The following is a 25,826-nucleotide window of genomic DNA, read 5'->3' as shown; positions in this document are numbered from 1 at the left end:
GTCAGGTCGTCTGCTCCTCCGCGGTGACGATGACGGCGTCCGGCGGCACCTCGGGTCTGCTCCGGGCCAGCCGCCGGACACCCGTGTTCAGGACGGCGATCAGCGGCACGGCCACCAGCGCCCCCATGATTCCCGCCAGCACCACGCCGGAGGCGATTCCGATGATCACGACGAGCGGATGGATGGCGACCGCCCGACCCATGATCAACGGCTGGAGGATGTGGCCCTCGAGCTGCTGCACCAGGATCACCGCGCCCAGCACCACCAGCGCGATCACCCAACCCTCGTCCACCAGCGCGACAAGCACCGCGACGGCGCCGGAGATGCTCGCGCCGACGATCGGGATGAACGCGCCGAGGAACACCAGCGCCGCGAGCGGGAACGCGAACTCGACGTCCAGGATCACCAGCGCCAGTCCGATGCCGGCCGCGTCGATGAACGCCACCAGCACGGTCGCCCGCACATAGGACCCGAGCGTGGACCACGACGCGTCGCCGGCGTCCGCGACGTTCCACCGCACGTTGACCGGGAGCAACCGGACGAGGAAACGCCAGATCTTGCGGCCGTCGCGCAGGAAGAAGAACGTCGCGAACAGCACCAGCAACGCCCCGGTCATCACCTCGAACAGCGTCGTCGCGGTCGCCACGCCGGTCGCCGTCAACGACGACGTGTTCTCGTTGAGCCACTTCTGCGCCGAGGCGATCGCCTGTTCGACCTGGTCGGTCGACAGGTGCAGCGGCCCGGTGCGTGCCCAGTCCCGGATCTGCCGGACGCCCGCGACGGCCTTGTCGGCCATCTCCGACGCACCGGCGGCGAACTGGTTCACCACCAACGTCAGCGTGCCGACCACGGCGCCGATGCCGCAGATCAGGACCAGGAACGTCGCGAACGACGGCGGGAGCCGGAAGCGGCGCAGCCAGCCGACCGCCGGCGCCAGCAGCGCGGACAGCAGCAGCGCGATGGCCAGCGGGATCACGACGATGCTGATGATGCCGATGAAGCGGAGCAGCACCCAGCCGACGACCCCGACGACGATGAGCCGCCACGACCAGGCCGCCGCGATCCGCAGCGAGTGCGGCACCTCGCTGTCGTCGCGGCTAGCCGTCGACTGGTGCTCGTCCCGCGCCTCGGGCGGGGGTGCCTGAAATTCGATGTCTTGATCGTCCGGCGCACCGTCGTCCTCGGCGCGCGCCGTTCGCACGGACTCGCGGCCCGACTCGTACGCCCGGCGAAGGTTCTCCTGGACCCGTTGCAAGCGGCTCAACCCGCTGACCCCCTCGTCCGTCGTCACGCGGTTCCACCGTAGTCGAGACCGACTCATCCGCACGTCAGGCTCGGGCGTACCGTCCTCTCGTGAGCACCAACACCCGCACCGAGGCCGGGCTGCCGATCCGGATGTTGCACGACCGCGTCCTCGTCCGGCTCGACGGGGGCGACGGCGAACGCCGCTCCAGCGCCGGCATCGTCATCCCCGCCACCGCCTCGCTGGGCCGCCGCCTGTCCTGGGCCAAGGCCGTCGGCGTCGGGCCGAACGTGCGCTCCATCGTCCTGGGCGACCGAGTGCTCTTCGACCCGGAGGACCGCGCCGAGGTCGAGCTGCACGGCAAGGAGTACGTGCTGCTGCGCGAGCGCGACGTACACGCCGTTGCGGCGACCCGCGTCGAGGCCGACGGCACCGGCCTGTACCTGTAGCCGGTCACCGGGGCCGTCATGATCGGGCGGCGACTCCCGCGGTCCGGAGCAGCGCGAACACGCCCCAGCCGAGGTATTCGCGCCGGTAGCGCACGTAGACGAGCGGATCGTCGGCCAGCTCGGCCCGCGGCCGCGTAGCGGTCCGGCTGTGCCGCCCGGGCCCAGGCTGCGCTCGAGTAGGCGGAGGGTGCCGGGCACGCCGTCGCCGATCCAGGTCGCCCCGATGCAGGCGGCGGGCCATGTCGGTGGCCACGGTGCTGATGTCCACGCCGGTGCCGGAGATGCCGTGGTCGCGGGCCCACGTGCAGAGCATTTCGCCGCGGCCGCCGGCGAGGTCGAGCAGGGTGTCGCCGGCGCGCAGCTTAATCGCCTCGCCGAGGGTGGCCAGCTTCCCTGGCGTGAACGGGTTACAGATCCGAAGATCGCCCTCGCGGATGGTGTGATGACGCGGAGGGTCCACTGTGGGTGCTCCTCAAGTCCGAGGATCGAAGTGGGTATGCCTGAGGCCGGTCATCCCGGACCGGCACACTCGACCGCGGCATCGCGCATCAACCCACTTCACTGTTCGGACCGGCACTCCGGGAGCGGCCAGGCCAACCGCCCGAAACCCAAGGCCAAACCGATTTCCGTACGTCCACAGCGGACGTTCGCGTCAGCCGGCGCGCGGCGTCCCGTCGGCGGGACCGGGTTCGGGCCGGCGGTAGTCCGGTTCGGGCGGGTTCGCGGCGTCGTGCCCCTCGCGGGTGTAGTCGATCCACGTCTCGCCGGGGGCGGCGGGCCGGATCGGCGTGTCACCGGCGGCGGCACGGGTCTCCCAGGGGTCGTTTCCGGCGGCCGGGTAGCCGCCCCCGGACGCCGGACCAGGTACGGGGGCTCCGGAGCCGGGCGCCGCGCCGTCGCCGGAGGCGAACCCGGGCCGGATGTGACCGGCGGCCGGTGCGCCGTAGCCGGGACCGGGGCTCTCGCCGTGGCCGTAGCCGGAGGTGTCCGAGCCCGGCCCGCCGTGACCGGCCTGCCCATACCCCTGCTGTCCATACCCCGGCTGACCGTGACCGCCCGCGCCGTAGCCGGGCTGCCTCTGCCCGGGAGCACCGTAACCAGGCTGACCACCATAACCAGGCTGACCGCCATAGCCGGGCTGACCGCCGTAGCCAGGCTGACCGCCGTAGCCAGGCTGACCGCCGTAGCCAGGCTGAGCACCGTAGCCAGGCTGAGCACCGTAGCCAGGCTGGACGCCATAGCCCGGCTGAGCACCGTAGCCAGGCTGAGCACCGTAGCCAGGCTGGACGCCATAGCCCGGCTGACCGCCGTAACCAGGCTGACCGCCAGAGCCAGGCTGACCGCCGTAACCAGGCTGACCGCCAGAGCCAGGCTGGACGCCATAGCCCGGCTGACCGCCGTAACCAGGCTGAGCGCCATAGCCAGGCTGACCGCCAGAGCCAGGCTGGACGCCATAGCCCGGCTGACCGCCAGAGCCCGGCTGGGCGCCATAGCCCGGCTGAGCGCCGTAACCAGGCTGGACTCCGTAGCCAGGCTGAGCGCTGTAACTCGGGGGGCCATAGGCCGGAGGGCCGTAAGCCGGGGAGCCGTAAGCCGCCGCGCCGTAGGACGGGGTGCCGTAGAGCGGGGAGCCGTAGCCCGGGGCGCCGGCCATCGCCGGGTACGGGTTCGGGGGCAGGCGGACCGGGACCGGCACCACCGGTTCCTCCGGCGCGCTCACGGTGCGCGTCACCCCGTCCGGGAAGGCGATCTGATAGGCCGTCCCGTCCCAGAACGCCTGCGGCATCTGCGGGTCCCGGCCGACGAAGATCGACCGGTAGTCCGAGATCGCCGTCAGGAGCCGGCGCTCCTCCTCCATCGACTTCCACTGCTCGGCCGGCGTGCGGTCCAGGCCGCGCTGCATCCCGTCCCGCAGCAGGGCGAGCTGGGTTCCCGCGAGCTGGAAGCCGCGCATCGCCTTGACGCCCGCCTCCCCGGCCACCCGCTTGGCCCAGCGGCGCGCCGAGTGCCGGCGGCCCAGGCTGCCCAGCGTCGCCACCTCGGGCGGGGACAGCCAGCCCGCGCGTACGTAGCCCGGCAGGATGCGCTCGGTGAGCCGCCCCTCGTAGCTGCGCAGTGCGATCGCGAAGCCGACCACCAGGAAGAAGAACGGGACCATGAAGCCCAGGTAGCCGTACAGCATGATCAGGGTCTCGCCGGTGGCCACCGAGAGCGTCGGCAGCAGGTTGAACGTGCCGTGCAGGATCATCGCGGCGAGCAGGCCCGCGATCGGGGCCAGCCACTTCACCCGGCGGTCCGCCGAGCGGGCGGCCAGGCCCATGCCGATGCCGGTCATCGAGGTGAAGAGCGGGTGCGCGAAGCCGGTGAACAGGATGCGCACGATGAAGATCAGGAAGAGATTCTGGATGCCGGTCGCCGGGCCGTACTGGTCCACGCCCGAGGCGTAGCCGTGACCGCCCAGGTAGAGCACGTTCTCCACCATCGCGAAGCCCAGCGCGGAGAGGCCGCAGTAGACGATGCCGTCGGTGATTCCAGACCACTCCCGGCGGCGGCGCCAGAGCAGCAGGAACGGCCCAAGCGCCTTCATCGACTCCTCGATGAACGGCGCGACGAGCACCGCCACCAGCGCGTCCGGCAGGCCGAGCCGGTCGAAGCCCCAGGACGCCAGCGAATTGACGCCGATCGCCACCAGGGTCGCCACCGCGGAGCCCCACGCGAAGCAGAAGATCAGATAGCGGGTCGGTTCCGGCTCGTACCGGTCCAGCCAGAGGAAGCACCCGACCAGGACCGGTACCGGCAGGATCGCCGCGACCAGGCCGACCGCCAGGCCGACGGGTCCGTTGCTGAAGCCCAGGATGACCAGCATCGCGATCGCGCAGGCCGCGATGAAGGTGATCACGCCGGCCAGCGGCAGCCAGCGCCGCCATCCGGTCTGGCGCCCGGACACCTTGCCGACCGCCACCGGGTCGGGCACTCCCTGCGGCGCGACGGCGCCGGAGAGCGACCCGGGCCCGGCATCCGACGAGACCGGGAACAGGCCGGCCGTCGGCGCGGCGTCGGTGGGAGACCCCGCCCCAGCGTCCGGCGCAGCCGGGAACAGGCCGGCCGTCGGCGCGGCGTCGGTGGGAGACCCCGCCCCAGCGTCCGGCGCAGCCGGGAACAGGCCGGCCGTCGGCGCGGCGTCGGTGGGAGACCCCGCCCCAGCGTCCGGCGCGGTCGGGAACAGGCCGGCCGTCGGCGCGGCGTCGGTGGGAGACCCCGCCCCAGCGTCCGGCGCGGTCGGGAACGGGCCGGCCGTCGGCGCGGCGTCGGTGCCCGCTTGCGCGGGCGAAGGCATCGACGGGTCCGACTCCGGAGCGAACGCGAAGGGGAACGGCGCGGCGGGATCCGGCGCCGGCCCGGGCGGCGCGGCGGGATCCGGCGCCGGCGAGGCCGGAGTCGCGGGGACGGGTGCCGGGTCCGGCGACCCGCCGGGAGCTACGTCGGCCATCCCGTCAGCGTAGCCACCTCGCCGCACCCCGGCGGTCCCGCGGCGGCGCAAAGGGATCAAGGACGCGAAATCCCTAGCCGGAGGGTCCGGGCCGTGATCGCCCGGTGTGCTTCCGGACGCCACGCGCCTGCCTGTGCCGCCCGAATGCCCGCCGCACCAGGCGGGGCGCCTCCTCGTACTCGACGCCGGTCGCCCGGAGCAGGTCGGAGACCGTGGTGCGGATCTGTGCGATGACGACCCCGCCGGAGAAGCCGACTCCCTCGTCGTAGGCCCGGCCGGACTCGGCCACCGCCCGCAGCGCGCGCTCCCGGGTCGCGACCGGCTCGACGCCCTTTCTCCACTCCGCGCGGAGCAGGTCGACGGCGTCGGCGAGCAGCGACATCGACGTGGCCAGGGACTCCGGCGCCGGCTCCTCGTCGTTCAGCCCGGTCAGCACGCGCCGGGCCAGCACCCGGACGTTGCGCAGCGCGTGAGTCACCTCGTCGGCGCCCTCCAGGTACCGGCTCAGCCGGTCGCGGGAGCGCCACCGGGCCGGCGCGAAGGCCACGTTCTCGCTCGCGGCGGCCGCCGCCTGGTCGAAGGCCGCGAAGTCGCGCTCCGCGGCCCGCAGCCGGTCGAGCGCCTCGCGCACCGCATCGGCCTCGCCGACCCGCAGCCCTTCGGCGATCCCCCGCAGGCCGTCGGCGAGCTCCCCCAGCGCGGGCTCGGCGGCGCGGCGCACCACCTTCACCGGGTTGAGTGGCAGGAGCGTCATCACGGTCAGGCCGACCGCGCCGCCGATGAGGGCGTCGAAGAACCGGCTGAACGGCTGGCCGGGGACCGTGGCCAGCGTCACGACCAGCACCGCCGACGAGGCGGACTGCACGACCAGGGGCGCGGCGCCGCCGACCGCCGTCGGTACCACGATCGCCAGCACGACGACCAGGGCGATCTGCCACCCGCCGCTGCCGATCAACAGGATGAGCGCGTCGCCGACGCCGATGCCGACGGCGACGCCGACCACCAGCTCGCCCGTGCGCCGCGCCCGCTTGCCGGCCGAGGAAGCGAGCGTGATGACGGCGGCGACCGGCGCGAAGAACGGGCTCTGCCTGCCGAGGACGTCGTTCGCGATGAACCAGGCGAGCCCGGCCGCGACTCCGGCCTGTAGCGCGAGCGGCAAGATCGCTTTTACCCGGGAATAGCCGGCCCCGGCCCCGGAGCGGGACCGGCTCGGCAGGCGGGTGAGCCCGGCCGAGAGCCGGGCACGCACGCCGACGTGCGTCATGTCTCCAGACCCTAGCCGCGCACATGCCAGGATTGCGGCCGTGAGGACACATGTTGACCGGTGGGTGCTGGCGGCGCGCGGTGCCGGCGCGAGCGCCGACGACACGGACCTGGCCGCGGCCGGCGAGTACCTGCTGACCCGCTGGTCAGAGCCGCAACGGCAGTACCACACCGTGGCGCACCTGACCGCCGTACTGGATGTGATCGACGAATTCGCCGGCCTGGCGACGGACCCGGACCGGGTCCGGCTGGCCGCCTGGCTGCACGACGCGGTCTACGACCCGCGTGCGCTCGGCGACGCGAACGAGCGCGACAGCGCGGAGTTCGCCGAGGGGCTGCTCGCGACGCTCGGGGTGCCGGCCGCGACGGCGGCGGAGGTCGCCCGGCTGGTCGGCCTCACGGCGGGGCACGCGACGGGCGAGGACGACCGCGACGGTGAGCTGCTCTGCGACGCCGACCTGGCGATCCTGGCGAGCGCCCCGGACGACTACGCGGCGTATACGGCCGCGATCCGCCGGGAGTACGCGCACGTGCCGGACGACGCCTTCCGCGGCGGCCGGGCGCAGGTGCTGAAGGCCCTGCTGGAGCTGCCCTCGATCTACCGGCACCCGCCGCTGCGGGCGGCCTGGGAGGACCGGGCCCGGGCGAATCTCGAGGCCGAGCTCAAGACCTTGGGCTGAGGTGCTTCGGACGGCGCAGGCCGGCGGCGCGCAGGCGGGCGGAGAGGTCGCGGGAGCGGACCAGGGTGGCGCCGAGCCAGAGCGCCGCCGGGAAGCGGGCGGCCGGGATGTCGTAGTGGTCCCGGTCGAACGCCCGCCGGGGCACGCCCAGCATCTCGGCGAAGACGTGCAGCTCGGCGTAGGAGAGGTCGCTGGCCAGGTGGGACCAGAGCCGTCCCCGGCCCGGCCAGCGCGGCTCGTCGACGAGTATCAAAGATCCACTTCGAGCAGCTCGGTGCCCCGGTCGGCCGCGTAGCCCCGCACGTCGGGCACGCCGAGGCGGGCGGCGTCGGCGGTGAGGTCGTCCGGCATCTTCTGCGACTGCCGCTCGGCCTCGACCCGGGCCAGGTAGTGCTCGATCTCCCGGTCCTGGACCGCCTTGTCCCAGCCCAGGGCCTCGCCCATGACCGCGGCCGCGTGTGCGGCGGTCTCGGCGCCGCGGTGCGCTGTCTCGATCGAGATCCTGGTGCGCCGGGTCAGCACGTCGTCGAGGTGCAGGGCGCCCTCGGCCTGTGCCGCGTAGGCGATCTCGGCCGCCAGGTATTCGGGTGCGCCGGCGAGCGGCGTGGCCAGCTCCGGCTTCGCGGCGATCATGGCGAGCAGGTGCACGGTGAGGGTGCCGTACCGCTCGAGGAGGTGCTCGACGACGCCGGCGGTGACGCCGTGCCGCCGGGCGATGTCCATCCGGTCGCGCCAGGCGGCGGTGAAGCCGTCGGCGCCCAGCAGCGGAAGCTGGTCGGTGCGCGACGGCCGTGCGGGCCCGCCGAGCCGGCGCACGGCCCGGTCGATGACGTCGGCGGCCATGACCCGGTAGGTCGTGTACTTGCCGCCGGCGACGAGCAGCAGCCCGAGCATCGGCTCGACGACCGCGTGCTCCCGCGACAGCTTCGAGGTGGAGTCGGCCTCGCCGGAGAGCAGCGGCCGCAGCCCGGCGTAGACGCCCTCGATGTCGTCGGTGGTGAGCGGCCGGTCGAGCACGGTGTTGACCTGGTCGAGCAGGTAGCTGATGTCGCGCGCGGAGGCGGCCGGATGCGACCGGTCCAGCTGCCAGTCGGTGTCGGTGGTGCCGATGATCCAGTGCCCGCCCCACGGGATGACGAAGAGCACCGAGGTCGGCGTGCGCAGGATCAGCCCGGCCTCGCCGGTGATCGCCGAGCGGGGCACCACGAGGTGCACGCCCTTGGAGGCACGGACCCGCAGGCCCGGCCGCACGCCGACGTCGCTGAGCATGCGCGACAGGTCGTCGCTCCACACGCCGGTCGCGGCGACGACCGTGCGCGCCCGGACCTCGATCTCGGGCGAGTCGGGCGCCTCGAGATCGCGGACCTTGACCCCGACGACCTCCCGCGCCTCGCGGACGAAGCCGGTGACCCGGGCGCTGGTGACGACGGCGGCGCCGAGGCTGGCGGCGGTCCGGGCCAGGTTGACCACGAGCCGGGCGTCGTCGACCTGGCCGTCGTAGTAGCGGATGGCCCCGGCGATCTTGTCGGCCCGCAGGCTGGGGAAGAGGTGCCGGGCGCCGTCACGGGTCAGGTGCCGGTGCAGCGGCATGCCGCGCCCGCTGCCGAACACCCCGGCGAATGCGTCATAGGCGGCGACGCCGAGCCCGTAGTAGGCCCGCTGCCAGACCCGCGCGGGCGGCGCGGCGGCGGGCAGCGGAACGAGGATCGGCACCGGCCGCACGAGGTGCGGCGCGAGGCGGCTGGTGAGCAGGCCGCGCTCGGTCAGCGCCTCGTGCACGAGGTGCAGCTCGAGCTGTTCGAGGTAGCGAAGGCCGCCGTGAATCAGCTTGCTGGATCGGCTGGACGTGCCGGCGGCCAGGTCGCGGGCCTCGACGAGCGCCACGCTCAGGCCGCGCGAGGCGGCATCCAGGGCGGCGCCGGCGCCGGTGACCCCGCCGCCGATGACGAGGACGTCGAACTGCTCGTCGCGCAGCCGTCGCAGATCGGTGACGCGGCGGATCGGAGAGAGCCGGCCGGCGGCATATCGGGAGACCGAGGGTGAGCGCACAACCCCCACGTTAGCGCCGACGTGTATCACCCCGGCGGATGAATATGGCGGGTGATCCCGCCGTATACGTCAGGTGACGAGTGCGCGAACCTGGTCGAGCATCTCCGTCACCGATGCCGCGGGGTCCGTCACCGGGAACTGGACCGCGCGGATCGTCGCGGTCGGGTCGGCCAGCAGGGTCACGCGCTTGAAGCGGTCGACGCCCGCCACCCGGAACGTCGGCAGCCGCAGGCCTGCGGCCAGCCTGCCGTCGACGTCGCAGATCAGCGGGAACGGCAGCCCCGCGTGCGTGGCGAACGCCGCCAGCTGGTCCGGCCGCTGGGTACTGACGCCCTTGATCTCGGCGCCGGCCGCGGCGAAGTCGGCGGCGCGGGCCGCGTACGTCATCGACTCCAGGGTGCAGCCGGGCGCGCCCGGGATGTCGGCCCAGCCCGGCGGGTAGTCCGGTGCGCCCGGCGCGAAGGCGCCCGGGAAGAAGTACAGGACCGTCCAGCCGGAGATCTCCGCCAGCACCTGGCGACCGACCAGGGCGTGCACGCGATGGTGTTCGGCGGACGCCGGCCGCGCCGATGCCGTAAGGGAGCCGTCGCCGAGCACGTGCCGGGTGCCCCAGTCCTGGAGCGCGACGAGGACCGGGAGCAGCCCCTCGCCCTTCGGGGTCAGCAGGTAGTCGTAGCGGGGCGGGTGCTCCGAGTACGCGACCCGCCGCAGCACGCCGTGCTCGACAAGCGCCGACAGCCGTTCGGTGAGCGCCCGGCGGCTCACGCCCAGCGTGCGCTGCAACGCCTCGAACCTGGTCACCCCGCCGGCGACGTCGCGGACCACCAGGAAGGTCCACCAGTCGGTGAGCACGCCGAGGGCCTGCTCGATGCCGCAGTCGGCATCAATGAACTCGACCCTTCGCACGCCCTCCACTATAGTCCGTTCCAAAATGAAACTGACTGGAACGGGGGTCGGGGACCGTGAGCGTCTTCTGGCGGTGGTGGGCGGCCGGGACAACCAGCGATCTGGGCTCGGCGGTCGGCGGGGTGGCGCTGCCCCTGACCGCGCTCACGGTCCTCGATGCGACGCCGTTCCAGATGGGGATGATCGCCGCGTCCGGCTATGTCGCCTGGATCGTCATCGGCCTGCCGGCCGGGGTCATCGTGCAGCGGCTGCCCCTGCGCGGCACCCAGCTCGGCGCCGACCTGATCCGCGCGGTCGCCGTCGCCTCGATCCCGGTGGCCTGGTGGTTCGGCCTGCTGACGATCGCCCAGCTGGTCCTCGTGGCGCTCGTCCTCAGCTTCGCGCACGTCGTCTTCTTCGTCGCCAACACCACGTTCCTGCCGGAGATCGTCAGCCGCGACCAGCTACAGTCCCGCAACAGCCTGACCTCCGGCACCCACGCGACCACCCAGCTCGCGGGGCCCTCGCTCGGCGGCTTCGCGGTCCAGTTGCTCGGCGCGGTGCCGACCCTGCTCGTCGACGCCGCCAGCTACCTCGTCTCCGCCGCCCTGCTGCGGACCCTGCCGGCCCGGCACGGCCGCAGGCCCGACGAGCCGACGCCGATGGGCGCGATGATCCGCGAGGGCTGGGCGTTCGTGACCCGGCACCCGATGATGGGACCGGCGATGTGGTCCGCGACCGCGTCGAACTTCGTCAACGGGGCGTACCTGGCGCTCTTCCCGCTCTACCTGGTGCGGGACCTGCACGCACCCGCCGCCGTGGTCGGCGTGCTGCTGGCGGTCGACGGCGTCGGCACCCTGATCGGGGCGGCGCTGACGACCCGGATCACCAACGCGCTCGGCACGGCCCGCGGACTGATCATCCTGGGCTTCGTCGAGGCCGCCGGCGCGTTCGTCATTCCGGCGGCCACCGGCTGGGCCGCGTACGTGACCTTCACCGCCGGCGTGCTGATCTTCGCCGGCACCGGCGTGGTCTTCAGCGTCACCACCCGCACCTACCGGCAGATCGCCAGCCCGCCGGAGCTGCTGTCCCGGGTGATGGCGACGGTCCGCTTCGTCTCCTGGGGCGCCATACCCCTCGGCGGCCTGGTGGCGGGCGCCCTGGCCGGGCCGCTCGGCACCCGGGCCACCCTGCTGGTCTTCGCGGCGGCCGCGGTCCTCGCCCCGCTGGCGCTCTACTTCTCACCCGTCCGTGGCCGGCGGGACCTGCTCGATCCGGCCGTTACCGAACCGGCGGCGGTCGCCGGGTAGGTTCGGCGGTTGTGGACAGCGAGTTCTGGATCTCCGAACTGACCGACGACGACGTGCCCGCCGTGGTGGCCCTCTGCCGGACCGCGCTCGATCTGCCCGAGGACGCCGCCGACGCCGCCGAGATCGTGCTGCGCCTGCGCGAGACCACCGGAACCGGCGGCTGGTCCGACGCCCCGCGCCGGCTGGCGGGCTTCATCGCCGTCCGGTCGGCGGGCCCGGGACCCACCGCGGCCGGCGCCGCGCTGTCGGGCGAGCCGGTCTCCGTCGCCGGTGGCCGGGTCATCGGGGTGGTGCTGGGGTCGGTGTCGCACCGGGACGCCTCGATCGGGCACGTGGACCTGGTCGCCGTCGACCCGCAGGACCGTCGCCGGGGCGTCGCCCGGGCGCTGATGGCCCGGATCGAGGGCGCGCTGGCCGGACTCGGCGCCGGCGACGTCGTCATCGCCGGTAACGCGCCGTACTACGCCTGGCCCGGCATCGACGTGCGGTACACCCCGGCGATCTGCGCCGCCATGGCGTTCGGCTTCGAGCAGGACCAGCCGGCCTGGAACATGACCGTTGACACCGCCGCCGCCGGGCTGGAGCCGACCGCCGACCACGAGGCGCGGCTGGCGGGCGACGGCGTCGTCGTGCGGCGGGCCGGCGCCGAGGACGTGCCGGCGCTCGTCGGCTTCGCGCTGGCGAACTTCGGCACGGGCTGGGCCGGGGAGATCACCCACTCGGTCGGGCGTGACCGGGCGGGCTGCCACCTCGCCCTGGCCAAGGACGGGTCCATCCTGGGCTTCGCCGCGTACGGGTCGTCGCGGCCGGGCTGGTTCGGGCCGATGGGCACCGCCACCGCCGCACGCGGCCTGGGCATCGGCGCCCTGCTGCTGCGCCGGTGCCTCGCCGACCAGCGGGCGGCCGGGCACGACCGGGTGCAGATCGGCTGGGTCGGGCCGCTGCCGTTCTACTCGAAGGCCGTCGGCGCCCGCGTCGAGCGCGTCTTCCTGCTGTACCGCAAGCAGCTCTGACGACCGCCCTCCCGGTACGCGAAAAGGGCGGGCCGCCGAAGCGACCCGCCCTCTCTACGAGCTGGACTCAGAAGTCCATGTCCCCGCCGCCACCGGGGCCACCGGCCGGGGCCGGGTTCTTCTCCGGCTTGTCCGCCACGACCGCCTCGGTCGTGAGGAACAGAGCGGCGATCGACGCGGCGTTCTGGAGCGCCGAGCGGGTGACCTTGGCCGGGTCGATGATGCCCGCGGCCAGCAGGTCGACGTACTCGCCGCTGGCGGCGTTCAGGCCCCAACCCGCTTCGAGGTTGCGGACCTTCTCCACCACGACGCCGCCCTCGAGGCCGGCGTTGACGGCGATCTGACGCAGCGGCGAGTCCAGCGCGACCTTGACGATGTTCGCGCCGGTGGCCTCGTCGCCCACCAGGTCGAGCTTGTCGAACGCGGACTTGCCGGCCTGCACGAGCGCGACGCCACCACCGGGGACGATGCCCTCCTCGACGGCCGCCTTCGCGTTGCGAACGGCGTCCTCGATGCGGTGCTTGCGCTCCTTGAGCTCGACCTCGGTGGCCGCGCCGACCTTGATGACCGCAACGCCGCCGGCCAGCTTGGCCAGGCGCTCCTGCAGCTTCTCGCGGTCGTAGTCGGAGTCCGACTTCTCGATCTCGGCGCGGATCTGGTTGACCCGGCCCTGGATCTGCTCGGCGTTGCCGGAGCCGTCGACGATCGTCGTCTCGTCCTTGGTGATGACGACCTTGCGGGCCTGGCCCAGCAGGCTCAGGTCGGCGGCGTCGAGCTTGAGGCCGACCTCCTCGCTGATGACCGTGCCACCGGTGAGGATGGCGATGTCGTCCAGCATGGCCTTGCGGCGGTCACCGAAGCCCGGCGCCTTGACGGCGACCGACTTGAAGGTGCCGCGCACCTTGTTGACGACCAGGGTGGCAAGGGCCTCGCCCTCGACATCCTCGGCGATGATGATCAGCGGCTTGCCGCCCTGCATGACCTTCTCGAGGACGGGGAGCAGGTCCTTGACCGCGGAGATCTTGCTGTTCGCGATGAGGATGTACGGGTCGTCGAAGACGGCCTCCATACGCTCAGCGTCGGTCATGAAGTAGGCCGAGATGTAGCCCTTGTCGAAGCGCATGCCCTCGGTCAGCTCGAGCTCGAGACCGAAGGTGTTGCTCTCCTCGACGGTGATGACGCCTTCCTTGCCGACCTTGTCCATGGCCTCGGCGATGATCTCGCCGACCGTGGAGTCACCGGCGGAGATGGAGGCGGTGGAGGCGATCTGCTCCTTGGTCTCCACGTCCTTGGCGAGCTGCGACAGGGCCTCGGAGACGGCCGAGACGGCGGCCTCGATGCCCCGCTTGAGCGCCATCGGGTTCGCGCCGGCCGCGACGTTGCGCAGGCCCTCGCGGACCAGGGCCTGGGCCAGGACGGTCGCCGTCGTCGTGCCGTCGCCGGCTACGTCGTCGGTCTTCTTGGCGACCTCCTTGACCAGCTCGGCGCCGATCTTCTCGAAGGTGCCCTCGAGCTCGATCTCCTTGGCGATCGACACACCATCGTTGGTGATGGTGGGAGCGCCCCACTTCTTCTCGAGCACGACGTTGCGGCCCTTGGGGCCGAGCGTCACCTTGACGGCGTCCGCGAGCTGGTTCATGCCACTCTCGAGGCCGCGACGAGCTTCCTCGTCAAATGCGATGATCTTGGCCATTCGGCTGTGTCCTCCTGGACATTCGCGGCGCCGGGCCGGTCCGGCCCGTGTTCCGCACGTTGAGAACGCTGCGGACGTCACCACCTGGCGATGTGACGTCCTCAGGTCGAGCCGGAAAGCCCGCGACGACCGGTCCCGTGCCCCGGCACCGATGGCGGTGCCGCTGCCGTGACCCCACCGCCCCGACCTGCTGGCACTCACGTGGCGCGAGTGCCAATCACTTGTTTAGCACTCTGATGGGTCGAGTGCAAGCAGAACGGTCGGGGGCCGGGTGCGCCCGGTTCGTGCACACGAGGTCGATATCCGCGTCCTACTTGCCTCGTGCCGGGTGACCGGGTAGCAAGGCACCATGACCAGCACCCTGGCGCCACCCGTCACCGTGCACCGGGTCACGCCCGGCGACACGGCCCGGATGCGGGCACTGCGGCTGGAGATGCTGGCCGACAGCCCGCTCGCGTTCCTGGAGACGGTGGCGCAGGCCGCGGCCCGGCCGCACGCCGACTACCGGCGGCGCATCGTGCAGGCCTCCTCCGGCAGCCAACTGGCCCAGTTCGTCGCGGACCCGGGCGGGCGGCTGATCGGCCACGCCGGCGGCACGGTGCTGCCCGAGGAGCCGGACGCGACGGTGATCTTCGCGGTCTACATCACACCGGCGCACCGCGGCAGCGGCATGCTCGGCGAGTTGATCGAGGCGGTCGCGCAGTGGTCGGCCTCGATCGGCCGGCACGAGCTGATGCTCGAGGTGGTGGTCGGCAACGACCGGGCCGTCCGGGCGTACGAGCGGCTGGGCTTCCGGGACGCCGGCAAGCGGGTGCCTCACCCGGTCATCCCGGCCCTGACCGAGCTGCAGATGCGCCGCCGGGCCTGAGGCGCGTTGAGGTGGGCTGGGCCACGATCCGGACCGCGCTCACCGCGGTCAACGGCACCACGCTCGTCGGCCTCGGGCTCGCCGTGCTCTGCGGCACCAGGATCCGCCGCGGGCCGGGCGGGATCCTGATCGCCGAGGGATACCGCCGCAAGATGCCGCCCGCGACCTGCTTCACGGTCGGCTCGGTGATCATCACCAGGCGCACGGCCGACTGGCTGCTGCACGAGAGCCGGGCCGGCCTGCTCGCACACGAGAGCCGGCACGCCGGGCAGTACGCCGTGTTCGGCCCGCTGTTCTGGCCCGTGTACTGGGCCTGCTGCGGCTACTCCTGGGCGATGACCGGAACGGCCGGCACGCGCAACGCGTTCGAGCGGCATGCCGGGCTGGCACTGGGCGGTTACCGCGAGGCGCCGCTGCGGCCGGGCCTGCGGCGACTGAAGCGCTGAGGCGGAAGAATTTGGTCGGGAGGACGCACGCACAGCGCCTCCGGCACTGGGTCGTTGGGCCCCTAGGAGATTGTCGCCAAGCTCAAAGGTGGGGCCGCGTACGGCGTCACGTCCTCCCGCGTAGAGCATCCTGCCGAGCCTGCGATCCTTCCGCAAGTCCTCAGGGGAAGGAATTCTCAACGTTGGGCAGAGGTTTGACTACTCTGTGTTATCCGAGGAGGCCGGCGTCCCGGGCGCCGCGCAGCGACGGCTTGATCCGGTGAGTGGGTCCGACCTGCCCGGCGACGGCGTCCAGTGTCTTCAGTCCCTCGCCGGTGTTGAAGACGACGGTCTCCTTGTCGGGGTCGAGCCGGCCGCTCGCGACGAGCTTCCTGAGCACCGCGACGGTGACTCCGCCGGCGGTCTCGGCGAAGACGCCGGTGGTGCGGGCGAGCAGCTGGATGGCGTCGCGGATCTCGTCGTCGCCGGCGTAGTCCATCCAGCCGCCGGTGCGGGTCACGGCCTCGATCGCGTACGCGCCGGCGGCCGGGTCGCCGATGTTGAGCGACTTCGCGATGCCGGTCGGCTTCACCGGGATGATCTGGTCGGTGCCGTTGTGCAGGGCCGTGGCGATGGGGTTGCAGCCGGCCGACTGTGCACCGAAGACGGTCCAGCCGCCCTCGGGCGCCTCGACCAGGCCGATCTCCACCAGCTCGCTGAACGCCTTGTCAATCTTGGTGAGCAGCTCGCCGCTGGCCATCGGCACGACCACCTGTGCGGGGATGCGCCAGCCGAGCTGCTCGGCGACCTCGTAACCCAGCGTCTTCGAACCCTCGGCGTAGAAAGGTCGCACGTTCACGTTGACGAACGCGGTGTCCTCGAACTCGTCGGTCTCGACGAGCTCGCCGCACAGCCGGTTGACGTCGTCGTAGGAGCCGTCGATCGCGACCAGGTCGCCGCCGTAGACGGCGGTGGTGATGACCTTGCCCTGTTCGAGATCGCCGGGGATGAAGACGATGGACGGCACGCCGGCGCGGGCGGCGTGCGCGGCGACGGAGTTGGCCAGGTTGCCGGTCGACGCGCAGGCGAACCGGGTGAAGCCCAGCTCGCGGGCGGCGGTGAGCGCGACGGAGACGACCCGGTCCTTGAAGGAGTGGGTCGGGTTGGCGGAGTCGTCCTTGACCCAGAGCGGCGCCCGCAGCCCGATCTCGGCGGCCAGGGCGGCGGCGCCGACCAGCGGGGTGAGGCCGGGGTCGAGGGTGACCCGGGTTGCGGGGTCCTGCCCGGTGGGCAGCAGGGCGGCGTAGCGCCAGATGTTCTGCGGGCCGGCCTCGATCTGCTCGCGGGTGACCGCGGCGAGCGCGGCGGGGTCGTAGGCGACCTCGAGGGGGCCGAAACACTCGTAACAGGCGTGCTGCGCGACGAGCGGGAATTCGGCGCCGCAACCACGGCAGACGAGCGCGCGGGCGGGGCTGAGGGACTTGCTGGGGGCGTCGACGGCCGACGTCATAATGAGGCCTTCCTCTCATCTTTCCCCGGGCGTCGTGCGACGCACATGGGGACGGAATTAGCACCTGCCGCACGCGGCCTCGTCATCGAGACATGCGCGGTGGTTGCCGGGGCGTCATCGGGCCGTTCCCTCAGCCCCTCTGGATGAGGTATTCAGTTGTGTTTCCAACACCTTACGACGCGGGCGGCGAAATCGGAGCAGACCGTCCCGAGGTGTGAGCGACGTCCTTCCCTCTTGATAGATGATGGTCGATTGATTCACAGCATTCTCTGAGGTTGGTTCCCGGGCCGGGACCCTAGTCTCCATTGAAAGTCATGGATCTGTTGCCGGATGTTCACCCGGCCGCCACTCCGAATGCCTTGAGGGAAGGGCCCCGTCATGCCTCGGCTCGTTCTGTTCGCGATCGACCTCGTTGCGGTCTGCCTGCTCGTCTTCGGGCTCTACTTCCCGCGTCACCGCCGCCGAGATCTCGTCGTCGCGTACCTCGGTGTCAATGTCGGGGTGCTGGCCGTTGCCGGCTCGCTCAGCGCGAGCACCGTCGGGGCCGGGCTCGGGCTCGGGCTCTTCGGCGTGCTCTCGATCATCCGGCTGCGCTCGACCGAGCTGGACCAGCACGAGGTCGCCTACTACTTCTCCGCGCTGGCCCTGGGCATCCTCGGCCCGCTCGGCGGCGGCTCGGCCTGGCTCGCGCCCGGGATGATGGCGCTGATCCTCGCCGTCATGTACCTCGGTGACCACCCCCGGCTGTTCCGCGGCTACCGGCGCCAGGTCCTCGTCCTCGACTCGGCGATCACCGACGAGGTGGCCCTGGTCGCCAAGCTCGAGCAGCTGCTCGGCGCGCGGGTGCACGCCGTCTCGGTCGAGAGGGTCGACCTGGTCAGCGAGACCACGGCGGTCGAGGTCCGCTACTCCCGCCGGGCCGGCGCGGCGCCCGCGGCCACCGCCGGCCGTCCGGCCGCGACGGCGGGCGCGCAGCGGTGACCACCACGCCCGCCCGGACCGTCGGCGACCGGCTGGACGGGCTCGCGGGGCTGGGGCCGATCGGGCTCGACGAGCTCACCGCGCAGGCCGAGCTCCAGATCAGGCGGGACCGCAAGTACGTGCTCGCGCTGGACGACCTGGCCCGGCTGCTGCCGGCCATCGGCCGCGACGCGCGGATCCTCGACATCGACGGCCTCCGGCTCTTCCGGTACGGCTCGGTCTACTTCGACACCGCCGACCTCGTCTGTTTCCGGCTCACCGCGCTGCGCCGCCGCCGTCGGTTCAAGATCCGGACGCGGACGTATCTCGACTCCGGGCAGTGCTGGCTCGAGGTCAAGACCGAGGGCGTGCGCGGCGGCACGGTCAAGACCCGCCTGGCGTACGAGCAGCGGCAGCAGGGTGACATGGCACCCGGCCGCTGGTTCGTCGAGGCCGTCCTCGAGGACCTCGGCGGCATCGCCGGGCTGGCCTTCGGGCCCGTGCTCACCACCAGCTACCTGCGCAGCACCCTCTATCTCCCGGCCACGCAGAGCCGGGTGACCATCGACGTCGACCTGTCCTGGGCCGATCTCGGCCGGGCCGGGCTGAGCCTGCCCGCGCTGGCCGTGGTCGAGACCAAGACGCGGGCCGCGGCCTGCGAGGTCGATCGTCTGCTCTGGGCCCGGGGTCACCGCCCGGCGTCCATCTCCAAGTACGCGACCGGTCTCGCCGCGCTGCGGCCCGGCCTGCCGTCCGCGCCGTGGCGCCGCCTGCTGCGCCGCCATTTCCATCCCGCTGCCCCGGCCGGCCCCGCGCCGGCCGCCGACCGAAGGACGTGAGATGCACCGTTCCCCCCTCCTGATCGCCGCCGTGGCCGGCACCCTGGCCGTCGCGCCCGCACCGTGCCGGGCCGCGCCCGCGGCGGAACAGGCCCTGGCCGCCGGCCCCGCGGCGGCGCAGGCGCTGGCCGCCAACGCCCCCGACCACGACGAGCCCGCCGACCACACCTGGAGCGAGCAGAGCGTCGCCGCGGTGACGCTGACCGGCTCCGGCGCCACGTCCAGCGCGAGCGGCGTCTCGATCAGCGGAAGCACCGTCACGGTCACCGCCGCGGGCACGTACCGGTTCACCGGGTCGCTGACCAACGGCAGGATCGTCGTGAACAGCGCCGGCACCGGGATCGTGCGCCTGATCCTCAACGGCGTGACCATCGCCAACACGACCACCGCGCCGCTGTCGGTGACCGCCGCCGACGAGGTGATGGTGGTGCTGGCCGACGGTACGACCAACCGGCTCACCGATCCGGCGACGTACACGACCGCGGTGAACCCGGCCGCGGCGCTGTCCAGCGCCGCCGACCTGACCATCACCGGCAACGGGTCGCTGGCCGTGACGGGCAACGCCGCGGACGGCATCGCCAGCGACGACGGGCTGGTCATCGACTCGGGCACGATCACGGTCACCGCCAAGGACGACGGCGTACGCGGCCAGGACTACATCCTGCACACCGGCGGCACGCTGGGCGTCACGGCCGGCGGCGACGCCCTGAAGTCCGACGAGGACGCCGACGCCACCGAGGGTTACGTCTATCTGGCCGGCGGCGCCCGTACGCTCACGGCACCCGGCGGCGACGGGGTCAGCGCGACCACCGACGTGATCGTCGCGGGCGGCAGCCTGACCGCGACCACCGGCGGCGGCAGCACGACGACGCCGGGCACCACCTCGACCAAGGGGCTCAAGGCCGACGTCAGCGTGGTGATCAGCGACGGACAGGTCAACCTCAACGCGTCCGACGACGGGATCAACTCCAACAACCTGATCACCGTCGACGGCGGCGCGCTCACGGCGGCCAGCGGCGACGACGCGGTGCACGCGAACACCGCCCTGACGATCTCCGCCGGCACGGTGACCGTGACCAGGTCGTACGAGGGCCTGGAGGCCATGAAGACCACCCTGGCCGGCGGCACGATCAACGTGACGGCGACCGACGACGCGGTGAACGCCGCGGAGGAGGGCGTCGACGAGAGGCAGGTAGCGCCGAACGCGTTCATCAGGGTCACCGGCGGGACGGTCACCGTCAACGGCGGCACCGACGGGCTGGACTCCAACGGCACCCTTGCCGTCTCCGGCGGCACGGTGATCGCCAACGGCTCGCCGACCCGCGGCGGCGGCGAGGGCGGCCTGGACTCCAACGGCGCGCTCACGATGACCGGCGGCTCGATCCTGGCGACCGGCATCACGGCGTCGACGAGCACGCTGCCGACCAGCGGCCAGGCCTGGGTCGCGTACTCATTCAGCGCGAACCAGCCGGCCGGCACGGTCGTGCACCTGGCCACCGCGTCGGGCACGCAGCTGGCGTCGTTCCAGAGCACCCGGGTGCTCAAGGGCGTGATCTTCGATCTGAGCTCGCTGACCCGGGGCACCTCGTACCGGATCTACACGGGCGGCTCGGTGTCGGGCACGGCGGCCGGCGGCGGGCTCTACACCGGGGGCACCCTCTCCGGCACCCAGGTCGGCACGGTGACGGCCGGCAGCGGCCGCGCCTGACCCGCGGATCGGCCGTGACCCCGCTTCCGCCAGGGTCACGGCCACCGACGGTGGAACGACCTGGGACTTGTGGCGCCGTGTGCGTAGGGTGACCAAGGTCATTTCACCCAGCGCGGGGAGGTTCGGCGTGAGCGCCGTCCTGGAGATTCAGGGTCTCGAGAAGACCTATCGCAGTCGGAAGGGGGTGCGGAAGGCTCTCGACGGCTTCGACATGGTCGTCGAGGCGGGGCAGGTGCACGGCTTCCTCGGTCCCAACGGCTCCGGCAAGACCACTACGCTGCGTACCCTGCTCGGACTGATCAAGCCGAACGGCGGCCGGATGTCGATCCTCGGCCGCGAGGTACCGCAGGCCCTGCCCGAGGTGATCGGCGCGATCGGCGCGATCGTGGAGAGCCCGCAGTTCTTCGCCAACTTCACCGCGCAGGAAACCCTCTCCCTGCTGGCCGAGGCGGGCGGCGTCGACCAGGCCCGGGTCACCGAGGTGTTCGAGCTCGTCGGGCTGCGTGACCGGGCGAAGGACCGCGTCAAGACCTACTCGCTGGGCATGAAGCAGCGCCTGGCCGTGGCGTCCGCCCTGCTCAAGAACCCGACGCTGCTGATCCTGGACGAGCCGGCCAACGGCCTCGACCCGGGCGGCATCCGGGAGATGCGCACGCTGATGCGCAATCTGGCCGACGTCGGCATGACGGTGGTGGTCTCCAGCCACATCCTCGGCGAGATCCAGCTCATCTGCGACTCGGTCACGATCATCTCGGCCGGGCGCCGCGTGGCCGCCGGCACCGTCGCCGACGTGCTCGCCCAGCACCAGGCCGCATCGGTACGCGTGCGGGTCGAGTCGCCCGGCGACCTCGCCGCCGCCGCGGACACGTTGCGGGAGATCGGCGCCCAGGTCGTCGTCGAGCCCGATCACCTCCTGGTCAGCGGCGTCGCCCAGCCGGGCGCGATCACCCGTGCGCTCGCCGCCGGCGACGTCTTCGTCAGCGAACTGGCACCGGTCGCCGTCGACCTGGAGAGCGTCTTCCTCGAGCTCACCGGCACCACGCCGGTCGAGGGCGTGTACCGCCAGATCGACGAGTCCGTGACGGCCCCGGCTACACCGAACGGCGGGTGGGGACAGTGAGTCTCTTTCTGGCGGAGACGCGGCGGCTCGTCAAGCGCCGCTTCGCCCGGTTCCTGGTCATCGGCACGCTGCTCGTGCTGGCCGCGATCCTGGCCGGCACGTTCGTCACCAACCACTCGACCTCGGAAAGGGCGCTCGCGGCGGCCCAGGCCCAGGCCGACCGGGACTACCAGGGCGCGCTGACCTCGGCCGCCGAGGAGATGCGGACCTGCCTGGCCGCCCGCGGCACGGCGGCCGCGGCGAACCACCCGCCCGGCTGCGACATCTACCAGCCGTCGCGGCGGGACTATCTCGCCGAGTACTACCTGGAGGAGACGTTCAACTTCCGGGTCGAGTTCGGCGACATGATCATCACGCTGGCGGCCATGCTGGCGGTGATGGCCTTCCTGGTCGGCGCGACCTTCGTCGGCGCCGAGTGGAGCAGCGGCGGCATGATGAATCTGCTGCTCTGGCGCCCGCAGCGGCTCCGAGTGCTCGGCACCAAGCTCGGTGCCCTGCTGGTGGCCCTTACCGCGCTGACCGTGCCGATATCGGCCGCCTGGACCGGGCTCTTCGTGGCGCTCGCGACCCAGCGCGGGACGATGTACTCGATGACGTCCGGCGCGTGGCAGTCCTTCGTGCTCATGGAGCTGCGCGGGCTGGTGCTGGTGCTGGTCGCGGGCGCGATCGGCTTCGCTCTCGCCTCGATCGGCCGGCAGACGGCGATGGCGCTCGGCTCGGCGATCGGCGCCGTCATCGTGCTCCAGGTCGGCCTCTACTCGTTGCTGAGCCTGTCGGGTGCGCCGTTCGCCGAGGCGTACCTCGCACCGCTCTGGATCCTGGCCTGGATGGACAAGTTGGCGGAGGTGACCGACTGGGACACCTGCGTCTACTCGAGCGCGACGGGCTGCGTGACCGACACGTTCACGATCACCTGGCCGATGGCGGGCGGGGCGCTGCTGGCGCTGGCCGTTCTCGTTGTAGGTGCAGCCATGTGGACTATGCGTAGCAGAGACATTACGTAAGGTAGTTTCGGCTGGGTCAGGCACACACTCGGACGGCGGGGATCGGCGGCTGCCACTATGCTGGCGATCCCCTTCGTACATCTGTGCGTGCTCTCCCACCGCCCAGGAGCGCCATGCAGCCCGACGCCGAACTCAACCAGCAGGTCCCGGTGCCCCGCGAGGCCGAGACCGCCCCCTCGCCCGCGCTCACCGACCGCGAGGTCGAGATCCTCGCGTTCGAGAGCAAGTGGTGGAAGCACGCCGGCGCCAAGGAACAAGCGATCCGGGACGCGTTCGGACTGTCGTCCACGCGCTACTACCAGCTGCTCAACGCCCTGCTGGACAACCCGGCGGCACTGGAGCACGACCCGGTCCTCATCGGCCGGCTGCGCCGCCTGCGCTCGACCCGGGCCCGCACCCGCCGGCGCTAGCCCGGCGCGTGCGTCGAGGCGTACGCCTCCAGCCAGGCGACCTGCACCGGGTCCAGCGAGGCACGCACCCGGCCGCGGGCGATGCCGACGTGCGCCGCGGTCACCGTCGAGGCGTCCAGCGACTCGCGCATCGCGGCGAGCGCGGCCTCGCGGATCAGCGCGGCGCAGTCCGCGGCCGAGTAACCCTCCAGCGCGGCGCCGAGCTCGTCGAGATCCACCGCGCCGTCGAGCGGCACCGACCGGGCCGACGCCCGCAGGATCGCGGCACGCGCGGGTGCGTCCGGCGGGGGCACGAAGACCAGGCGCTCCAGCCGGCCCGGGCGCAGCAGCGCCGGGTCGATCAGGTCGGGCCGGTTCGTCGCGCCGATCACCACCACGTTGCGCAGCGACTCGACGCCGTCCAGCTCGGTAAGCAGCGCGGCGACCACCCGGTCGGTGGTGCCGCCGTCGGTGGCCTGGCCGCGGGTCGGCGCGAGCGCGTCGACCTCGTCAAGGAAGACAAGCGTCGGCGCGGCCTCCCGGGCACGCCGGAACAGCTCCCGTACGGCCCGCTCGCTGTCGCCGACCCACTTGCTGAGCAGCTCGGCGCCCTTGACCGAGAGCACGTTCGCCTTGCCCGTGCCGGCAATCGCCTTGACCAGGTACGTCTTGCCGCAGCCGGGCGGGCCGTACAGCAGGACGCCGCGCGGCGGCTGCACGCCCAGCCGGGCGAACGTGTCCGGATAGGTCAGCGGCCACAGCACCGACTCCGTGAGGGTCTGCTTCACCTCGACCATGTCGCCGACGTCGTCAAGGGTCACCTGCGCCACCTCGAGCGTCGAGTCGGCCATCGAGGTCGGCCGGACCACGTCGAGCGCGGCCTCGAAGTCGGCCATCGCCACGGTCGGCGACTCGGCGTCCTTCTGGCGCAGGGCCGCGCGGACCCCGGCCTCGCGGGCCAGGGCACCCAGGTCGGCGGCGACGAACCCGGGCGTACGCCCGGAGACGTCGTCCAGCCGCACGTCCTCCGCCAGCGGCATGCCGCGGGTCAGCACCCGCAGCTGCTCGAGCCGCATCGCCGCGTCCGGCAGCGGCACGGCGAGCTGGACGGCGAGCAGATCCGGCGCACGCAGCCCGGGATCGACCGCCTCGGGCCGGCTCGTCGTGCACACCACGGCGCCGCCCGACTTCAGCAGCTCCGCGAGGACCTGGCGGAAGACGGTCGCCAACGGGCCCGGGTCGTCGCGGGGCGCGAGCGCTTCGACGTCGGCGATCAGCAGCACGGCCGACCCGGCCTCGCGCACGTCACGGGCCAGGCCGCGCAGCCGGGTCGCCGCGGAGTCGTTCGTCAGCGCGGCCAGCTCCGGCCCCCAGACGGACCGCACGGTCGCGCCCACCTCGGCGGCGACCGCGCGGACCAGCGCCGACTTGCCCGAGCCGGCCGGCCCGCTGACGAGCACGCCGAGCGAGACGGTGGTGCCGAGCCGGCCGAGCACCTCGCGGTGGTGGAAGCCGAGGTCGAGCAGCTCGACGAGCTCCTGCGCCTGCGCCCGCAGGCCGGGCAGGTCGCCCAGGCTGGGCGGGGGCGTGTCCGGGTCGGTGGACGCCGGCCGGCCCGCCGCCGCCACGGGCGCGGCCTGATCGCGTACGGAGGAGAACTGCCCGTCCTGCCAGCCGACCACCGTGTCCATTGTGACAAGCGCGGACTCGCCGCCCTCGAGCGCGACGACGGTGAGCAGCGTGCTGGTCCAGGCGTAGCCGACGCGGTTCGCGAGGCTGCGCCGGGCGGCCTCGACAAGCGGCCGGTGGCCGGCGTCGGGCAGCACGTCCTGTGGCAGCAGCGAGACGTCGTCGCCAGCGGTGACCACCTTGCCGAGCAGGGCGAGGCGCAGCATCTCCGGCGAGACCACCGCGACGATCTCGGCCGGCCCGGCGAGGGTGACCCGCCGCGCCTCGACCACCGGAATTGGCGTGACCATCACCTGGCCGCCGTCGCGCAGGCCCAGATTGCCGAGCACCAGGTCGTCGGCGTAGAGCAGGGCCCGGCTCGCCGTCGACTCGGCCCGCGCGGCGATGCCGGCCGTGGTCCGGCGGCCGGCCAGCCGCAGCGGATCGCCCGGATTGACGGCGAGCGCCGCCATCACCTCGGGGTGCAGCCGGACGATGCCGCGGCGCGCGTCGAGCGCCGCGGGCCGCTGGGTGACGGTCAGCGTGAGGTCGTCTGGCACCGCGGGGGCCTCCATTTGGACGAGGGGGACTAGGTTGACACGCTAGCCGCCGTTCGCTGCCCCGGGAGGCATCACCGCGATGAGGTTCCGTCACGCCACTTTGGCCGTTGCCCTGCTCACTGTGCTCGGTGTCGCCGGGTGCGGTGACGATCCGGACGACCGCGCCCTCGGCGCGTTCACCGATGGCGCGCCGGGCGGGCCGAGCGCGTCGGCGGATCCGGGCGCGGCGCAGGTCGAGAGCACGTCCCAGGCGCGGCCTGTCGGCTCGCCGGACGTGCTGACGGCCGCCGGCATCGGGCCGTACGCGATCGGGTCGCCGCAGGGCGAGCTGAAGAAGGCCGGCCTGTTCGGCAAGGTCACCACGAAGGCGCCCTGCGCCACCACCAAGGGCCTCGGCAAGTACAACACCCCCGCGCTGGCGTTCACCGGCGGCAAGCTGGAGCGGCTGACGGTGACCAGCACCAAGGTCGCCACCCCGACCGGCGCGAAGGTCGGCACGAGCTACGCCGCCCTCAAGGGCATGTACCCGAACGGCAAGCAGCTCGACGACTGGGTGGGCGCGAGCGCCTGGTACACCCTCGACGGCGGCAACGCCCTGCTCTTCCGGATCAAGGACGACAAGGTCGCCTCGATCGACGCCGGCGCGGGCCAGACTGTGCGGTTCTTCTACACCGACAAGCAGGGCTGCTAGCACCGGCGG

The 25,826-nt window shown here is 72.6% G+C and carries 22 protein-coding genes, 1 pseudogene and 1 riboswitch; of the genes and pseudogenes, 13 read left to right on the top strand and 10 right to left on the bottom strand.

Going from position 1 to position 25,826, the window contains the following annotated elements:
- Position 1: 1 nt before the first annotated feature.
- Complete coding sequence (locus BJ971_RS00715) at positions 2–1,291, bottom strand: AI-2E family transporter (protein WP_239087718.1); 1,290 nt, start codon at positions 1,289–1,291, stop codon at positions 2–4.
- A 104-nt stretch (positions 1,292–1,395) separates the two neighbouring features.
- Here BJ971_RS00715 and BJ971_RS00710 point away from each other — a divergent pair, with 104 nt between their 5' ends.
- On the top strand, positions 1,396–1,692 hold the full coding sequence (locus BJ971_RS00710; RefSeq protein WP_184998545.1) for a GroES family chaperonin: 297 nt from the start codon (positions 1,396–1,398) through the stop codon (positions 1,690–1,692).
- A 16-nt stretch (positions 1,693–1,708) separates the two neighbouring features.
- On the opposite strand, the gene BJ971_RS00705 is transcribed toward BJ971_RS00710, so the two are convergent.
- The 3 genes and pseudogenes from BJ971_RS00705 to BJ971_RS00695 form a co-directional block, all read right to left on the bottom strand.
- Positions 1,709–2,152: an SAM-dependent methyltransferase gene (locus BJ971_RS00705; protein ID WP_239087719.1), complete on the bottom strand. Its 444-nt coding sequence runs from the start codon at positions 2,150–2,152 to the stop codon at positions 1,709–1,711.
- Positions 2,153–3,130: 978 nt separating this feature from the next.
- Positions 3,131–4,729 (bottom strand): annotated as a pseudogene (locus BJ971_RS40805) (PrsW family glutamic-type intramembrane protease); the annotation flags it as partial.
- A gap of 526 nt (positions 4,730–5,255) precedes the next feature.
- Positions 5,256–6,446: an FUSC family protein gene (locus BJ971_RS00695; RefSeq protein ID WP_184988436.1), complete on the bottom strand. Its 1,191-nt coding sequence runs from the start codon at positions 6,444–6,446 to the stop codon at positions 5,256–5,258.
- A 40-nt stretch (positions 6,447–6,486) separates the two neighbouring features.
- Here BJ971_RS00695 and BJ971_RS00690 point away from each other — a divergent pair, with 40 nt between their 5' ends.
- Complete coding sequence (locus BJ971_RS00690; RefSeq protein ID WP_203709368.1) at positions 6,487–7,125, top strand: HD domain-containing protein; 639 nt, start codon at positions 6,487–6,489, stop codon at positions 7,123–7,125.
- Here BJ971_RS00690 and BJ971_RS00685 read toward each other — a convergent pair.
- From BJ971_RS00685 to BJ971_RS00675, 3 genes are all read right to left on the bottom strand, one after another.
- The gene (locus BJ971_RS00685; protein WP_184988430.1) at positions 7,109–7,378 is read right to left on the bottom strand and encodes a DUF4031 domain-containing protein; all 270 of its coding nucleotides are present in this window, start codon (positions 7,376–7,378) and stop codon (positions 7,109–7,111) included. The genes BJ971_RS00690 and BJ971_RS00685 overlap by 17 nt on opposite strands.
- Positions 7,375–9,174, bottom strand: a complete 1,800-nt coding sequence (locus BJ971_RS00680) for a glycerol-3-phosphate dehydrogenase/oxidase (RefSeq protein WP_184988427.1) — start codon at positions 9,172–9,174, stop codon at positions 7,375–7,377. The genes BJ971_RS00685 and BJ971_RS00680 overlap by 4 nt, the downstream gene beginning before the upstream one ends.
- A gap of 69 nt (positions 9,175–9,243) precedes the next feature.
- Entirely contained in the window at positions 9,244–10,080 is an 837-nt protein-coding gene (locus BJ971_RS00675) for a winged helix-turn-helix transcriptional regulator (protein WP_184988424.1), read from the bottom strand.
- A gap of 56 nt (positions 10,081–10,136) precedes the next feature.
- Here BJ971_RS00675 and BJ971_RS00670 point away from each other — a divergent pair, with 56 nt between their 5' ends.
- Positions 10,137–11,369 (top strand): MFS transporter, encoded by a 1,233-nt coding sequence (locus BJ971_RS00670; RefSeq protein ID WP_239087517.1) that lies wholly within the window; start codon positions 10,137–10,139, stop codon positions 11,367–11,369.
- An 11-nt stretch (positions 11,370–11,380) separates the two neighbouring features.
- Positions 11,381–12,382 carry a GNAT family N-acetyltransferase gene (locus BJ971_RS00665; RefSeq protein ID WP_184988421.1) on the top strand — a complete coding sequence of 334 codons (1,002 nt, stop codon included), beginning with the start codon at positions 11,381–11,383 and terminating at the stop codon, positions 12,380–12,382.
- A gap of 67 nt (positions 12,383–12,449) precedes the next feature.
- Here BJ971_RS00665 and groL read toward each other — a convergent pair whose 3' ends face one another.
- Positions 12,450–14,075, bottom strand: coding sequence for a chaperonin GroEL (gene groL / locus BJ971_RS00660; RefSeq protein ID WP_184988418.1), 1,626 nt, complete (start codon positions 14,073–14,075; stop codon positions 12,450–12,452).
- A gap of 349 nt (positions 14,076–14,424) precedes the next feature.
- Here groL and BJ971_RS00655 point away from each other — a divergent pair, with 349 nt between their 5' ends.
- Positions 14,425–14,943: a GNAT family N-acetyltransferase gene (locus BJ971_RS00655; protein ID WP_184988415.1), complete on the top strand. Its 519-nt coding sequence runs from the start codon at positions 14,425–14,427 to the stop codon at positions 14,941–14,943.
- 11 nt (positions 14,944–14,954) lie between these two features.
- Entirely contained in the window at positions 14,955–15,389 is a 435-nt protein-coding gene (locus tag BJ971_RS00650; protein ID WP_184988412.1) for a hypothetical protein, read from the top strand.
- 208 nt (positions 15,390–15,597) lie between these two features.
- Here BJ971_RS00650 and thrC read toward each other — a convergent pair whose 3' ends face one another.
- The gene (thrC, locus tag BJ971_RS00645) at positions 15,598–16,878 is read right to left on the bottom strand and encodes a threonine synthase (protein ID WP_184988408.1); all 1,281 of its coding nucleotides are present in this window, start codon (positions 16,876–16,878) and stop codon (positions 15,598–15,600) included.
- Between the two features lie 12 nt (positions 16,879–16,890).
- Positions 16,891–17,028, bottom strand: a riboswitch (SAM riboswitch).
- Between the two features lie 228 nt (positions 17,029–17,256).
- Between thrC and BJ971_RS00640 the strand changes: the two genes are divergently transcribed.
- The 6 genes from BJ971_RS00640 to BJ971_RS00615 all read left to right on the top strand — a co-directional run bounded on the left by BJ971_RS00640 (position 17,257) and on the right by BJ971_RS00615 (position 22,919).
- Entirely contained in the window at positions 17,257–17,859 is a 603-nt protein-coding gene (locus BJ971_RS00640; RefSeq protein ID WP_184988406.1) for a DUF4956 domain-containing protein, read from the top strand.
- Positions 17,856–18,677: a VTC domain-containing protein gene (locus tag BJ971_RS00635; RefSeq protein ID WP_239087516.1), complete on the top strand. Its 822-nt coding sequence runs from the start codon at positions 17,856–17,858 to the stop codon at positions 18,675–18,677. The genes BJ971_RS00640 and BJ971_RS00635 overlap by 4 nt, the downstream gene beginning before the upstream one ends.
- A gap of 1 nt (position 18,678) precedes the next feature.
- The gene (locus BJ971_RS00630; RefSeq protein WP_184988403.1) at positions 18,679–20,385 is read left to right on the top strand and encodes a carbohydrate-binding domain-containing protein; all 1,707 of its coding nucleotides are present in this window, start codon (positions 18,679–18,681) and stop codon (positions 20,383–20,385) included.
- Positions 20,386–20,512: 127 nt separating this feature from the next.
- Positions 20,513–21,505 (top strand): ATP-binding cassette domain-containing protein, encoded by a 993-nt coding sequence (locus BJ971_RS00625; protein ID WP_184988400.1) that lies wholly within the window; start codon positions 20,513–20,515, stop codon positions 21,503–21,505.
- The gene (locus BJ971_RS00620; RefSeq protein ID WP_184988397.1) at positions 21,502–22,509 is read left to right on the top strand and encodes an ABC transporter permease subunit; all 1,008 of its coding nucleotides are present in this window, start codon (positions 21,502–21,504) and stop codon (positions 22,507–22,509) included. Before BJ971_RS00625 ends, BJ971_RS00620 begins: the two co-directional genes overlap by 4 nt.
- 41 nt (positions 22,510–22,550) lie before the next feature.
- Positions 22,551–22,919: a DUF3263 domain-containing protein gene (locus BJ971_RS00615; RefSeq protein WP_307837394.1), complete on the top strand. Its 369-nt coding sequence runs from the start codon at positions 22,551–22,553 to the stop codon at positions 22,917–22,919.
- On the opposite strand, the gene BJ971_RS00610 is transcribed toward BJ971_RS00615, so the two are convergent.
- Complete coding sequence (locus BJ971_RS00610) at positions 22,916–25,141, bottom strand: AAA family ATPase (RefSeq protein WP_184988393.1); 2,226 nt, start codon at positions 25,139–25,141, stop codon at positions 22,916–22,918. The genes BJ971_RS00615 and BJ971_RS00610 overlap by 4 nt on opposite strands.
- Before the next feature lie 64 nt (positions 25,142–25,205).
- Here BJ971_RS00610 and BJ971_RS00605 point away from each other — a divergent pair, with 64 nt between their 5' ends.
- Entirely contained in the window at positions 25,206–25,817 is a 612-nt protein-coding gene (locus tag BJ971_RS00605; RefSeq protein WP_184988391.1) for a hypothetical protein, read from the top strand.
- The last annotated feature ends 9 nt before the right edge of the window (positions 25,818–25,826 follow it).

The organism is Amorphoplanes digitatis (genome assembly GCF_014205335.1).
In the GTDB taxonomy this organism is placed as follows: domain Bacteria; phylum Actinomycetota; class Actinomycetes; order Mycobacteriales; family Micromonosporaceae; genus Actinoplanes; species Actinoplanes digitatus.
This window is presented reverse-complemented; position numbering and strand designations above follow the sequence as displayed.

Coding starts and splice junctions, on each gene's coding strand:
- groL (WP_184988418.1), bottom strand. CDS start 14,075: ATGGCCAAGATCATCGCATTTGACGAGGAAGCTCGTCGCGGCCTCGAG.
- thrC (WP_184988408.1), bottom strand. CDS start 16,878: ATGACGTCGGCCGTCGACGCCCCCAGCAAGTCCCTCAGCCCCGCCCGC.
- BJ971_RS00630 (WP_184988403.1), top strand. CDS start 18,679: ATGCACCGTTCCCCCCTCCTGATCGCCGCCGTGGCCGGCACCCTGGCC.
- BJ971_RS00605 (WP_184988391.1), top strand. CDS start 25,206: ATGAGGTTCCGTCACGCCACTTTGGCCGTTGCCCTGCTCACTGTGCTC.
- BJ971_RS00640 (WP_184988406.1), top strand. CDS start 17,257: ATGCCTCGGCTCGTTCTGTTCGCGATCGACCTCGTTGCGGTCTGCCTG.
- BJ971_RS00695 (WP_184988436.1), bottom strand. CDS start 6,446: ATGACGCACGTCGGCGTGCGTGCCCGGCTCTCGGCCGGGCTCACCCGC.
- BJ971_RS00610 (WP_184988393.1), bottom strand. CDS start 25,141: ATGGAGGCCCCCGCGGTGCCAGACGACCTCACGCTGACCGTCACCCAG.
- BJ971_RS00710 (WP_184998545.1), top strand. CDS start 1,396: ATGTTGCACGACCGCGTCCTCGTCCGGCTCGACGGGGGCGACGGCGAA.
- BJ971_RS00655 (WP_184988415.1), top strand. CDS start 14,425: ATGACCAGCACCCTGGCGCCACCCGTCACCGTGCACCGGGTCACGCCC.